Annotated in this window: 12 protein-coding genes; 1 reads left to right on the top strand and 11 read right to left on the bottom strand. The window is 63.9% G+C overall.

Going from position 1 to position 12,192, the window contains the following annotated elements; translation table 11 throughout:
• Positions 1 to 36: 36 nt before the first annotated feature.
• The 7 genes from QQL28_RS43360 to QQL28_RS43330 form a co-directional block, all read right to left on the bottom strand.
• The gene (locus QQL28_RS43360; RefSeq protein ID WP_284275756.1) at positions 37 to 1,197 is read right to left on the bottom strand and encodes an MFS transporter; all 1,161 of its coding nucleotides are present in this window, start codon (positions 1,195 to 1,197) and stop codon (positions 37 to 39) included.
• Between the two features lie 13 nt (positions 1,198 to 1,210).
• The gene (locus QQL28_RS43355; RefSeq protein WP_284275754.1) at positions 1,211 to 2,188 is read right to left on the bottom strand and encodes a peptide ABC transporter ATP-binding protein; all 978 of its coding nucleotides are present in this window, start codon (positions 2,186 to 2,188) and stop codon (positions 1,211 to 1,213) included.
• Positions 2,185 to 3,213, bottom strand: coding sequence for an ABC transporter ATP-binding protein (locus QQL28_RS43350; protein WP_284275752.1), 1,029 nt, complete (start codon positions 3,211 to 3,213; stop codon positions 2,185 to 2,187). Before QQL28_RS43350 ends, QQL28_RS43355 begins: the two co-directional genes overlap by 4 nt.
• Positions 3,214 to 3,230: 17 nt before the next feature.
• Entirely contained in the window at positions 3,231 to 4,142 is a 912-nt protein-coding gene (locus QQL28_RS43345; RefSeq protein ID WP_284275750.1) for an ABC transporter permease subunit, read from the bottom strand.
• The gene (locus QQL28_RS43340; RefSeq protein WP_284275748.1) at positions 4,139 to 5,149 is read right to left on the bottom strand and encodes an ABC transporter permease subunit; all 1,011 of its coding nucleotides are present in this window, start codon (positions 5,147 to 5,149) and stop codon (positions 4,139 to 4,141) included. Before QQL28_RS43340 ends, QQL28_RS43345 begins: the two co-directional genes overlap by 4 nt.
• Positions 5,150 to 5,234: 85 nt before the next feature.
• Positions 5,235 to 6,836, bottom strand: a complete 1,602-nt coding sequence (locus QQL28_RS43335; protein ID WP_284275746.1) for an ABC transporter substrate-binding protein — start codon at positions 6,834 to 6,836, stop codon at positions 5,235 to 5,237.
• Between the two features lie 89 nt (positions 6,837 to 6,925).
• Positions 6,926 to 7,093, bottom strand: a complete 168-nt coding sequence (locus QQL28_RS43330; protein ID WP_284275745.1) for a hypothetical protein — start codon at positions 7,091 to 7,093, stop codon at positions 6,926 to 6,928.
• Positions 7,094 to 7,172: 79 nt separating this feature from the next.
• On the opposite strand from QQL28_RS43330, the gene QQL28_RS43325 reads away from it, so the two are divergent.
• A complete protein-coding gene (locus QQL28_RS43325; protein ID WP_284275742.1) occupies positions 7,173 to 8,492 on the top strand; it encodes a GDSL-type esterase/lipase family protein in 1,320 nt (439 codons plus the stop codon).
• A 29-nt stretch (positions 8,493 to 8,521) separates the two neighbouring features.
• Here the strand turns inward: QQL28_RS43325 and QQL28_RS43320 are convergent, their stop codons facing one another.
• The 4 genes from QQL28_RS43320 to QQL28_RS43305 all read right to left on the bottom strand — a co-directional run bounded on the left by QQL28_RS43320 (position 8,522) and on the right by QQL28_RS43305 (position 11,991).
• Complete coding sequence (locus QQL28_RS43320) at positions 8,522 to 9,349, bottom strand: hypothetical protein (protein ID WP_284275740.1); 828 nt, start codon at positions 9,347 to 9,349, stop codon at positions 8,522 to 8,524.
• Positions 9,350 to 9,444: 95 nt separating this feature from the next.
• A complete protein-coding gene (locus QQL28_RS43315; protein WP_284275738.1) occupies positions 9,445 to 10,119 on the bottom strand; it encodes an HAD family hydrolase in 675 nt (224 codons plus the stop codon).
• Positions 10,120 to 10,214: 95 nt separating this feature from the next.
• Positions 10,215 to 10,880, bottom strand: a complete 666-nt coding sequence (locus QQL28_RS43310) for a methionine ABC transporter permease (protein ID WP_284275736.1) — start codon at positions 10,878 to 10,880, stop codon at positions 10,215 to 10,217.
• Positions 10,870 to 11,991 carry a methionine ABC transporter ATP-binding protein gene (locus tag QQL28_RS43305; protein ID WP_284275733.1) on the bottom strand — a complete coding sequence of 374 codons (1,122 nt, stop codon included), beginning with the start codon at positions 11,989 to 11,991 and terminating at the stop codon, positions 10,870 to 10,872. The genes QQL28_RS43310 and QQL28_RS43305 overlap by 11 nt, the downstream gene beginning before the upstream one ends.
• Positions 11,992 to 12,192 lie beyond the last annotated feature (201 nt).

Raw genomic sequence — 12,192 nt, 5'->3', positions numbered from 1 at the left:
CATCCATGCTGGCCTCCTTCCAGCCAGCATGGTGAATCAGAAACGGGCTGATTTGGGAATCCCAAATCGATTCAACTTAACCCCATCCCGCTTTAATCCGGCGCCCAACTGACTTGCGAACAAGGTAATAAGGAGACCGGCCAAGGGCTGTGAGAGGTTGTTTAGCATGACGACAAGGCCAGTCGTTTTTCCAAAATCTTGGCGCGGGATGATACGTTGGCGCATGCTGCGGATGAACACGCTGAACATTTTGTCGAAACCGATGATGAGCACGAAGCCGAACGCGTAGACAGTTGGATCAGAGGCTAAGCCCGTCATGAGACCGCCAAGGAAGATCAGCGCATAGGCGACCAGGCCAAGTGCCTTGAGAGAGACGGGTGCGTGGGCGGTCCCAAACAATATGATCACCGTTGCGACCGCGCCCACTGTTTGAAGGATGGCGTAGTAGGCCTCCGTTTCATGATGAATGCCGGTCACCATCGCTGCCGATGTCGCGAGTGTGGCTCCGATGACGAGGTTAACTGCGGCTGCAAGAAGGACGACCTCCATCAGCCCTGGAAGCCTTACCAGGTGCTGTAGGGCGGTTATGATGGGTACCGCCCAGCTGCCGCTAACCGCTTCGGGTTCGGCCAATGTCGGCTTAACCAGCCGCTGCCATGTTGCTATCGCGCCGTCGGCCGCAAGAAAGAGCAAGGCGCTCGATACGACGACAAATTCCCAGGACCAGATCTTGAGCAACGCAGCCGCCATGAGCGGACCAAGCACCATGCCCAATTGGTCGGCGATCTGGGTATATGAGGCGACCTTTTCAAAGCGGTCCGAAGAGAAGACCTGCGGCAGCATGACTTCCCGCGCCATCAGTCCCTGAGTCGTGAGGACGCCACAAACTGCTGAAATGGCGATCAGCCAACCAACACCGCCTACAGCCATGTAAGCAATCATTCCGCCGAGAGAAACCCCTGCCCGACAGGTCTGACTTACGCGCAACAGTTTCAGTGGTGAAACGCGATCACAGAGGGCGCCACAGATAGGAAATGACAAAAAACGCGGCAAAGTTTCAAGGAAGAAAGCTGCTCCCGACCAGGCTACGCTCCCCGTCAATTGGAAGATGATGAGCGGCACGAGAAACAGAAGAATCTGATCCGCGAGCCTCGAGAGAAAGAGCGAGTAGAAGAACGCTTGATGCTTGAGCCCCATAGATTTCCAATCGCTAAGCCGCCTGACCGTCCAGGAAACGCTCGGCGTAATGGCAGGCGACAAGGCGGCCGTCGAGCGGGCGCAAGGGAGGACGCTGCGTGCGGCAGAGATCCGTCACATGGGGGCAGCGGGTCGAGAAGACGCAGCCCTTCGGTGGATCGAGCGGCGATGGCAGCTCGCCTTTCGGAACGATCCGCTGGCGTTTGCGGCCAAGGCCCGGCGTCGCGTCAAGCAAGGCCTGCGTATAGGGATGCAAAGGCCGCGCGAAAATGCGTTCTTTCGGCCCATGCTCCACGGCCGTCCCCAGATACATGATCATCACGTCCTCGGCGAGGTGACGCACCACGGCGAGATCGTGCGAGATGAAGAGATAGGCCAGCCCCAGCTCGCGCTGCAGATCGACCAGGAGGTTGAGCACCTGCGCCTGCACCGACATGTCGAGCGCGGAGACCGGCTCGTCGGCGACGAGTAGCTTCGGCCGCAACATCAGGGCGCGCGCGATCGCGATGCGCTGACGCTGGCCGCCCGAGAACATGTGCGGATAACGGCCATATTGCTCCGGCCGCAGCCCGACCTTCACCATCATGTCGAGCGCCTGCGCCCGCCTCTCCTGCTTGGAGAGCTTGGTGTTGATGATCAGCGGCTCTTCGAGAATGGCGCCGACGCGCTTGCGCGGGTTGAGCGACCCATAGGGGTTCTGAAACACGATCTGCACGGTGCGGCGCAACGTCTTCACGGCGCTGGCCGGAGGATCGACCGCATCGACCCCGTCGAGCGTCAGTGTGCCGCCGCTCGGCCTTTCGATGAGGGTCACGAGCCTTGCGAGCGTCGACTTGCCGCAACCGGATTCGCCGACGACGGCCAGCGTCTTGCCGGCTTCAAGCGTGAACGACACCCCACCCACGGCCTGCAGATGCGCCGGGGCGCGAAACAAGCCCTGCTTGATCTCGTAACTGCGCGTGAGATCGGTGGCGGTGACAAGCGCCGTCATGACACCGTCCCGCGCTCGAGGACCGCCGTGCCGGCCCGATCGGCCGCGATGCGCTCGTCCCGTGTCGGATCGCCGAGCGGATAGTGACACCGGATCATGCCGTCCATCCAGGGGTGGAGAGCCGGACGCACGCTGTCCGTCAGCGACGTCGCATGAACGCAGCGCGGACTGAACAGGCACCCACGCGGCCGATCATGCAGTCCCGGCACCAGGCCCGGAATGGTGGCGAGGCGTCCGCCATCGCTCGCCTCCGGACGTGCCGCCAGCAACGCGGCCGTATAGGGATGCTGGGGCGAGGCGAACAGGCTCTGCGTCGGGCGCTGCTCCATGATCTGGCCCGCATACATGACGGCGACCCGCTCGGTCGTGTCCGAGACCACGCCCATGTTGTGCGTGATGAGGATCAGCGCCATGCCACGATCGCGTTGCAGGGACAGCAGAAGATCGAGGATCTGCGCCTGGATGGTGACATCGAGCGCCGTGGTCGGCTCGTCGGCGATCAGGAGTTTCGGATTGCAGGCGATCGCCATCGCGATCATGACGCGCTGGTTCATGCCGCCCGAGAGCTGGTGCGGATAGGCCGACAGCCGGCTCTCCGGGGCGGGAATACCGACCTGCTCCAGGAGCTCGATCACGCGGCGCCGCGCGGCCTTGCGATCCATCCCTTCATGGATGTGCAGCGTCTCGTTGAGCTGATAGCCGATCGTGAAGGAGGGATTGAGCGATGTCGTCGGCTCCTGGAAGATCATCGCGACGTCCTTGCCGATCAGCGCGCGCCGCTCGCGGTCGGACAAGGTCTGCAGATCCCTCCCCTCGAACGACAGTCTGTCGGCCCGGACGCGCCCCGGATAGGGCACGAGTCCCATCAGGGCCAACATGCCGACGCTCTTGCCGGAGCCGGATTCGCCGACGATTCCCAACACCTCGCCTTTTTCAAGCGTGATGCTGACGCCATCGACAGCGCGCACCATCCCGCTCTGGGATGGAAACTCAACTGACAGGTTTTCAATCTCAAGGAGCGGCATCAGGTCGACTTCAATCCCTATCGCTTGAGCTTGGGATCGAGCGCGTCGCGCAGTCCGTCGCCCAGAAGGTTGAAGGCCAGCACGGTCACGAGGATGGCAAGGCCCGGAAGCGTGACGACCCACCAGGCCCGCAGCACGAATTCGCGCGCATCCGCCAGCATGGTCCCCCACTCCGGCAATGGCGGCTGCGCACCGAGACCGAGGAAGCCGAGCGCGGCCGCATCCAGGATCGCGGTCGAAATGCCGAGTGTCGCCTGGACGATCAGCGGCGCAGTGCAGTTCGGCAACACCTCCTTGAACATCAAGCGAAGCCGGCCGGCGCCCGCGACCTTGGCCGCGATGACGTAATCCTTCGAGACTTCGCTGATGACGGCGGCGCGCGCGATCCGCACATAGTGCGGCAGGAGCACGATCGCGACCGCCAGCATCGCGTTCATCAGGCCCGGTCCGAGGATCGCAACGATCACGATCGCGAGCAAAAGGCTCGGCAGCGTCAACGTGATGTCCATCAGCCGCATGATCGCGACCTCGGTCACGCCGCGGAAGAAACCTGCGACCAGACCGAGAACCGTCCCGGTGACCACCGACAACGTCACCACCGCGATGCCGATCAGCAGCGAAAGCCGCGCGCCATGGATGAGACGGGACAGAATATCGCGGCCGATCGCGTCGGTCCCAAGCGGATACGCCGTCGATCCGCCCTGCTGCCAGAACGGCGGCTTGAGAAAGGCCGCATTGTTGGTGAGGACCGGGGAATGTGGCGCAACGACATCGGCGAGGAGCGCGAGCAGAACCAGCACCACGATGACGACGAGGCCCGCCACCGCGCCAAAATTTGCCCTGAAGTCGGACCAGAATTGCACCAGCGGATGCGGCGGCGCACCGGCTTGGGCCACGACGTCGGACGTTTCGAGGGCTTCAGCGCTCATCTCGTGTACCGGATGCGGGGATTGATCAGCCCGTAGGTGACGTCAACCAGCAGGTTGACGACCATGACGATGGTGCCGATCAGCAGCGTGCCACCCTGGAGCACCGGATAGTCGCGCCGATTGATGGCCTCGATCAGCCATTTGCCCACGCCTGGCCAGGAGAAGATGGTCTCCGTGAGAATCGCGCCGGTGAAGAGGACGCCGACCTGCAACCCGATCACCGTCACTACCGGGATCAGCGCGTTGCGCAACGCATGGATCGCGATCACCCGCCAACGCGGCAAGCCCTTGGCGCGGGCGGTGCGGATGTAATCCTCACCCAGCACTTCGAGCATGGCGGACCGCGTCATGCGGGCGATGACGGCGAGCGGCACCGTGCCGAGCACGATCATGGGCAGCACGAGATGAGACAGGGCCGAGCGAAACGCACCGACATCGCCGGCCAGCAGCGCATCGATCAGCAGGAAGCCGGTCACCGGTTCGATGTAGTATTGCACCGCGATCCGGCCCGAGACGGGAGTCCATCCAAGCTGCACCGAGAAAAGCAGGATCAGCAGCAATCCCCACCAGAAAATCGGCATCGAATATCCGGTGAGCGAGATCCCCATCACGCCATGATCGAAGATGGAGTTGCGCCGGACCGCGGCGATGACGCCGGCCGGCAATCCCAGGCATAAGGCAAACAGGATCGCGCAAACCGACAGCTCGATCGTCGCCGGGAACAACGTCTGGAATTCGGAAATCACCGGCTCATGGGTGACGATCGAGCGGCCGAGGTCGCCATGCACCAGCCGTGACAGATAGAGGCCGTATTGCACCAGCACCGGCTGATCGAAGCCGTACTCCTTGAGCAGTTGCGCGTGCCGGGCCGGATCGATGCCGCGTTCGCCCGCCATCGTCTCGATGGGATCGCCGGGGATGAGGCGGATCAGCACGAACACGAGCAACGTAATCCCGATGAAGGTCGGAACCACGAGGCTCAGCCGGGTAAAGATGAACCGGAGCATGCCGTCCCCTGCCACCCTCCCCCTGGCGGGAAAGGGTCACGAAAAATGGGCGGAGCCGCGAAAGCCGCTCCGCCCTCGCCTCCTGCTAGTCCTTGACGTCGACGCCATAGAAATTGTGGCGTCCGAACGGTGACAGCTTGAAGTCGACCACCCTCTTCCTGATGGGCTTCAACTGCACCGCATGCGCGATGGTGAACCAGGGCGCCTGCTCCTTGAAGATCACCTGGGCCTGCTCGTACAGCTTGGTCCGCTCGGCCTGATCGCTGACCGTCTTGGCCTTCACGACCAGATCGTCGAACGGCTTGTAGCAGAACTTGGCGATGTTCGAGCCCGATGCGGTCTGCGCCGAGGCACAGCCCAGCAAGGTGTGCAGGAAGTTGTCGGGGTCGCCGTTGTCGCCGGTCCAGCCCAGCATGCCCATCTGATGCTCGCCGGCCTGCATCCGCTTGCGGTATTCGCCCCATTCAAAAGACTTGATCTCGGCCTTGACGCCGATCTTGGCGAGGTCGGCCTGCATCAATTCGGCAATGCGCTTGGCGTTGGGATTGTAGGGCCGCTGCACCGGCATGGCCCACAGATCGGTCTCCAGGCCGTTCGGGAATCCGGCCTCGGCCAGCAGCTTCTTGGCCGCTTCCGGATCAAAGGGATCGTCCTTGACGCTGTCGTTGTACGACCACATCGAAGGCGGGATCGGGTTCTTGGCCGCGATGCCGGTCGACAGATAGACGGCGTCGATGATCGCCTTCTTGTCGATCGCCATGCTGATGGCCTTGCGCACGCGCACGTCGTCGAAAGGCTTCTTCTGCGTCTGGAAGGCCAGATAGCCGACGTTGAGGCCCGGCTGCTCCAGGATCGTGACGTTCGGATCCTTCTTGATCGCATCGATGTCGGCCGGGTTCGGATAGGGCATCACGTCGCATTCGCCCTTCTGGAGCTTGGCCCAGCGAACGGATGCATCCGGCGTGATCGCATAGACGAGGTCGTCGATCTTCGCCTTGCCGCCCCAGAATTCAGGGAACGCCTTGTAGCGGATCACGGCGTCCTTCTGGTACTGCACCAGATAGAATGGGCCGGTGCCGATCGGATCCTGGTCGATCTTTTCGGGCGTGCCGGCCTTCAGCATCGCATCCGCATATTCCTTTGACTGGATGGCAGCGAAAGGCATCGCGAGGTCGGCGAGAAATGGGGCTTCCGGCTGATTGAGCGTCACCTTGATGGTGTAGTCGTCGACCTTCTCGACCGACTTCAACAATTTCGGCATGCCCATGTCGCCGAAATACGAATGGTTCGGACTCGTCACCTTGAAATACGGATTGTCCTCCTTCCATTGCCGCTCGACCGAGAACATGACGTCGTCGGCATTGAAGTCGCGCGTCGGCTTGAACGACTTGGACGTCGAATGCCACTTCACGCCCTTGCGCAGGTTGAAGGTATAGGTGGTGCCGTCCGGCGAGACCGTCCATTTTTCCGCGAGGGCCGGCACCACTTGCGTGCCGCCGCGCTCGAACTCGACAATGCGATTGTAGATCGGCTCATTGCCGTCGAACGACGTGCCGGTGGTATTGACGCCGGGATAGAAGTTCTCCGGGCTGCCTTCCGAGCAGAAAATCAGGGTTTTGGCGGAAGCAGCCGAAGCCACCACAAGCGCCGAAGCGCAGGCGGCGGCGAGCAGAATTGATCTGTTCACTGTTGGAACTCCAGGTGAATTCTTGGGCGCGGTTAATTCAGGCTGCGCCAGAGATGCCCGAACGAGCTTGCTATCGGGTATTGTGGCTGTCAATGCAGCGCCCTCTGGCGCAGCGGCGGCAGCAGGTCGGGGCTCGGCGCTTTCTTGACGGCGGTTGCAAACCAGCTCTGGTTTGGAGCCGCCCTGGCGAAGCACTGAGCGAAGGTGCCCATCGCCTCGTCCTCGCAGGTCAGATCGCAGCGCGGGCCTTGAGGCATGCGGGCCGCGCATCTTGCCTGCCGGCAGGCTTGGGAGCAGACTGCCTGCAACCAACGATGGTATCGGGAGGAGAAGCTGATGTACGGTTTTCCGCGCGCCGCAGCGGCTGTTGTCGTCCTGCTTGCGTTGTCCATGCCGGCGCATGCGGACCGCTGGATCGCGAGTTGGACCGGCTCGGCCCAGGGGCCTTATCCGGCAGGAAATCCGACGGCGCAGCCCGAGCTCCGATTTGCCTTCTCCTCTCCTGAGCAGGGCGCGCGGGATCAGAGCTTTCGCCTCATCATTCGGCCTGATGTGTGGGGAGGCCAGACCCGCATCCGGCTGTCGAACGTGTTCGGAACCCGGCCGGTGACGTTCGATAACGTGTTCGTCGGCTTGCAGCAGAGCGGCGCCGCCGTCGTCGAGGGCAGCAATGCTGGGGTTCAGTTCGGCGGCAAGCCCAGCATCACAATCCCTGCGGGCGACAGCGCTGTCTCCGATCCGGTCACGCTCGGATTTGTTGGCCCCGCCGCCGCGGCGCAGCTCAGGGGCCGGAAGCTTGCCGTCAGCTTCCACGTGGCCGGAGAGAGCGGTCCGATGACATGGCACGCGAAGGCGCTGACCACATCCTATCTGACCGCGCCCGGCGATGGTTCCAGGAGCAGCGAGATCGCCGAGACAGGTTTCCCGTTCTCCACCACCTCGTGGTACTTCCTGGATGAGGTCGACATGAGCGTTGCCGATCGCACCCAGCTGATCGTCGCCTTCGGCGATTCAATCACGGACGGTACTGGGACCACGATCAACGGCGACGACCGCTGGCCGGACGTCCTGTCGCGCCGGCTGCATGCGCGTTTCGGTGACGATTACGTCGTCGTCAATCAGGGCATCGGCGGCAACCAGGTCGCAGGCCCGCCGGATTATTCCCCGGGCAAGCCGTTTGCGGGCGGCCCCTCGGCGATCTCGCGGCTCGAGCGCGACGTGATCAGCCTGCCCGGCGTCACCGCGGTGATCTGGATGGAAGGCATCAACGACTTCGGGGCCGCTGATGCGGCCGTGGAGACGGTGGAGGACGGCTATTCCAACGGTGTCGCGCGGCTGCGCGAGCGCATCCCTGGCGTGACGATCGTAGCCGCGACCCTGACATCGGCGCTGCACAGCATCATCGCGACGCATGGCCGCGTCGAGGTCGACGCCAAGCGCAAGGCGCTCAACGAGTTCCTGCGCACGAGCAAGATTTTCGACGGCGTCGTCGATTTCGACGCGGTGACGTTCGATGCCGCGACCGGCGAGATCAAGGCTGCAATGCAGCCCAATTCATCGACGGGTGGACCGGGTGACAAGCTTCACCCCAACCGCGCTGGATATGCAGCGATGGGCAATGCGATCGAACTGGAGATGATCACGGCGCGCAAATAGAGCTGGCGGCAACACGTCCTGCAGAAAGACTACCGCAGCGGAAGCAGGTCGAGCTCGCTCTGCGCCTTCTTGACGGCGGTTGCGAACCAGCTCTGGTTCGGTGCCGCCCTGGCGAAGCACCGTGTGAAGGCGTCCATCGCCTTGTCCTCGCGGGCCATGTCGCCGCGCGGGTCCTTCTTGTTGATGGGCTTTGCCATCATCTGCTTCCAGACCTGCTCGCAGGCCGGGATCTCGGCCGTCTTCACGGCATCGCGCACGGCGACGAAAAAGACCTTGTCGCCCTGGATCGCGACCACGTCGATCTCGCTCGGCGGTCCCTTGATCTCACCATTACCGCGCAAACCCAGCACGGCGACCGCGACGCGCGCCGATGCAGGCTTGGTGATCGGCAGCTCCGCATATTTGCCGAAGGCGGCGTCCTGGATCGCAGCGTAGTAGAAGCGGTCCGACTTGAACGCGGCGCCGTTGTCCTGCGGCATGCCGTCCTCGCGGTGCTCGCCAAGCCAGTGCTTGAGCAGCGCAGTGGTCGTCACCACGACGTCGGTCCTGTCGCCTTTGGATCTGAAAACGAGCCCGTCGAGATGACCGAAGCCCGAGTCGCCTTTGTACAGCGTGTCGACGTTGGACTCTGCGTCCGCGGGCAGCCCCTTGATGGTGATCGGCCCGATCAGACTGCGCAACACCGCTGTCAGCTCCTTGAGCGCAGCATCGTGCTGCTTGTAGGTCTCGTCGTTCTCGGGAGCCTTGGTGAATTTTGCGATGTAGCGATCGCGCAGGTCGAGGTAGCGCTGCTCCGGCGAGGCGGCGCTCGCGTTCGTGGCGAACACGAGCAGGCAGAGCAAGCCAAGCCATTTCATTGGGATCCGCAGCGGTAAGAGCGATCTCCAGTCTTTGTGCCCGTATTCCGCGAGAAGGTTCATTCCGATGCGGGCGCCCTCTCCTCGTGCCGGCATTAGCGTCGGCCGCCGACCTCATCGATCCGGCGCAGCATGTCGGCGGGATCGTCATAGACGCGGAAGGCGCCGGATTGGCGCAGCTCGTCCGGCCCGTAGCCGCCGCTCAACAGGCCGACGCCAAGCGCGCGGCAGCGGACGGCGGCCATCATGTCCCAGACGCTGTCGCCGACCACGACGGCCGTCTCGATCGGCGCGTTCAGCCGCGCGGCTGCGGCGAGAAACAGGTCGGGATCGGGCTTTGCGTATTTGACCTGGTCGCGCGTCACCACGGGCGTCGTAGCGGGATCGACACCAAGCGAGGCGAGGTTCACGGCCGCGGTCTCCATCCGGCCGCTGGTGGCGATCGCCCACGGAATTTTCGCCCCCGACAGCCATTGCAGCAATTCACGCGCGCCCGGCAGCGGGCGGATCTGGCCCGCCTGCTGCTGGTAGGACGCCGCGTGCGCGCGGCGCAGCCGGTCGATGCGCTCCTCGCTGATCTCGACGCCGATCTCGCGCAGGAGCTGGTTGGTGAAGAGACCGCCGCTCATGCCGATCTTGCGATGGATGCGCCAGACCGAAAGCTCGATGCCCTCCGCATCGAGCGCGTGCTTCCAGGCCAGCACATGCTGATAGACGCTGTCGACCAGCGTGCCGTCGAGGTCAAACAGGAAGACCGGTTCGATGCGCATGCAAGCTCTCCTTTACTGTGCCGCGGGCCGAGGCACCCTCGCCTCGCCATGGCATGGAAGCATACGATCAAGACAACAGCTTGTTCCTTTCGGCGTCAGCGATGCCGCAGCCTTCGGTTGACCCGCCGCGCCAGATAGTCGCCGGCGGACTGGACCGCCTGTACCAGCGCGATCAGGACGACCACGACGGCGAGCATCATCTCCGGCATGAAGCGCTGATAGCCGTAGCGGATGCCGAGATCGCCGAGCCCGCCTCCGCCGACCGCACCGACCATCGCGGAGTAGCCGAGCAGGCTGACGACCGCGAGCGTGAGAGCGAGGACGAGGCCGGGCAGCGCCTCGGGGATCAGCACCTTGAGCACGATCTGGAGCGGCGAGGCGCCGAACGAGGATGCGGTCTCGATCAGGCCGGCATCGACCTCGCGGATCGCGGCTTCGACGAGCCGCGCGATGAATGGCGTCGAGGCAATCGTCAGCGGCACGATCGCCGCCGTCGAGCCGATCGACGTGCCCGCGATCAGCCGCGTGAACGGAATGATCGCCACCACCAGGATGATGAAGGGCGTCGAGCGCGTCGCGTTGACGACCATGCCGAGCACGGCGTTGACCGCGGGCGCGGCGAACAGCTCGTCTTTGCGGCTGGTTGCCAGGAATACGCCGATCGGCAGGCCGAAGACGGTGCCGAGCAGCGCAGCCACCGAGACCATGAACAGGCTTTCGCCGGTTGCCTGGACGATGAGATTGATCATTTCAGGCGACATGGCCGAGACGCTCCGAAGCGAATTGGTGTTGCGCGAGCCAGGTGAGCACCTGCTGTGCCGCGCCCTCCCCGCCGGGAATCCCGATCGTCAGCGAGCCGACATGCTGGCCTCCGACCTCGTCGATGCGCGCGGCGAGCAGCGCCACGTCGATACCGACCTCGCGCGCGAGCCGCGCCACGAGCGTGTCGCCCGCACCCGTGCCGCGCACCTGGACGCGGATCACGGCCTGCCCGCCCGCAACCGGCTGCGCCCTGAGGCGCGAGGCCAGCGACACCGGCAGGCTGTCGCCGACGACCTCGGCGATGAAGGATTGCGTGATGGGATGCTGGGGATTGGTGAAGATGTCGGCGACGTGGCCGCGCTCGACGATGCGGCCGGCATCGATCACGACCACCTCCTTCGCGAGCTGACGCACCACGGACATCTCATGCGTGATCAGCACGATGGTCACGCCAAGCTCGCGATTGATGCTCGCGAGCAGGTCGAGGATCGCGCGCGTGGTCTGCGGATCGAGCGCCGAGGTCGCCTCGTCCGACAGCAGCACGTTGGGGCGCGTTGCAAGCGCCCGCGCAATGCCGACACGTTGCTTCTGTCCGCCGGAGAGCTCCGAGGGATAACGGTCGGCCTTGTCCGCGATTCCGACGAGCGCGAGCAGCTCGGCGACGCGCGCCCTGATCTCGGCTTTCGGCCAGCCGGCGATTTCCAGCGGCAGGGCGATGTTGTCGGCGGCGGTGCGCGAGGACAGGAGATTGAAGTGCTGGAAGATCATCCCGATCGAGCGCTGTGCGAGCCGTAAGTTGCGGCCGGCAAGCGCCGAGATATCGCGGCCGTCGACCACGACGCGGCCGGTGGTCGGCTTCTCCAACCCGTTGATCAGGCGCACCAGGCTCGACTTGCCCGCGCCGGAGCGGCCGATCACGCCGGTGATCGATCCGCGCGCAATCGCTAAGTCGAGTCCTTGCAAGGCATGGACGCCGGGCTTGTCGCGATAGGCCGGATAGACCTTCGAGATGCCTTCGAACCGGACCATGGCGTCGGGCGCATCGCCCGGCGAAGTTGCGGCCTGTGCCCCGATCGGTTCCCCGACCGCGAGCGCTTGGTGTGCATTCATTGGAGAAACTCTCATTCGCAAGACATCGCCGGCGCAAGCGGCCAAGCGAGGTGGCAGCCACGGAAAGGCGTCAGGCGATGGGGATTGCCGGACGGCGCGCTGCATTGCAGCACGCACAATCGCCCGATCCGGTGTGTCTTGCAATCGCGGATATTCAGGCGGGGCTAGACAAAGCTTTCCCTATTCAGCGCGGTAAGAGAA

It is taken from the genome of Bradyrhizobium iriomotense, assembly GCF_030160715.1.
GTDB lineage: Bacteria > Pseudomonadota > Alphaproteobacteria > Rhizobiales > Xanthobacteraceae > Bradyrhizobium > Bradyrhizobium iriomotense.
This window is presented reverse-complemented; position numbering and strand designations above follow the sequence as displayed.

Bases quoted from the DNA above. Each gene is read 5' to 3' on its own strand.
- QQL28_RS43360 (WP_284275756.1), bottom strand. From the start codon at position 1,197: ATGGGGCTCAAGCATCAAGCGTTCTTCTACTCGCTCTTTCTCTCGAGG.
- QQL28_RS43355 (WP_284275754.1), bottom strand. From the start codon at position 2,188: ATGACGGCGCTTGTCACCGCCACCGATCTCACGCGCAGTTACGAGATC.
- QQL28_RS43350 (WP_284275752.1), bottom strand. From the start codon at position 3,213: ATGCCGCTCCTTGAGATTGAAAACCTGTCAGTTGAGTTTCCATCCCAG.
- QQL28_RS43345 (WP_284275750.1), bottom strand. From the start codon at position 4,142: ATGAGCGCTGAAGCCCTCGAAACGTCCGACGTCGTGGCCCAAGCCGGT.
- QQL28_RS43340 (WP_284275748.1), bottom strand. From the start codon at position 5,149: ATGCTCCGGTTCATCTTTACCCGGCTGAGCCTCGTGGTTCCGACCTTC.
- QQL28_RS43330 (WP_284275745.1), bottom strand. From the start codon at position 7,093: ATGCCTCAAGGCCCGCGCTGCGATCTGACCTGCGAGGACGAGGCGATG.
- QQL28_RS43325 (WP_284275742.1), top strand. From the start codon at position 7,173: ATGTACGGTTTTCCGCGCGCCGCAGCGGCTGTTGTCGTCCTGCTTGCG.
- QQL28_RS43320 (WP_284275740.1), bottom strand. From the start codon at position 9,349: ATGAAATGGCTTGGCTTGCTCTGCCTGCTCGTGTTCGCCACGAACGCG.
- QQL28_RS43315 (WP_284275738.1), bottom strand. From the start codon at position 10,119: ATGCGCATCGAACCGGTCTTCCTGTTTGACCTCGACGGCACGCTGGTC.
- QQL28_RS43310 (WP_284275736.1), bottom strand. From the start codon at position 10,880: ATGTCGCCTGAAATGATCAATCTCATCGTCCAGGCAACCGGCGAAAGC.
- QQL28_RS43305 (WP_284275733.1), bottom strand. From the start codon at position 11,991: ATGAATGCACACCAAGCGCTCGCGGTCGGGGAACCGATCGGGGCACAG.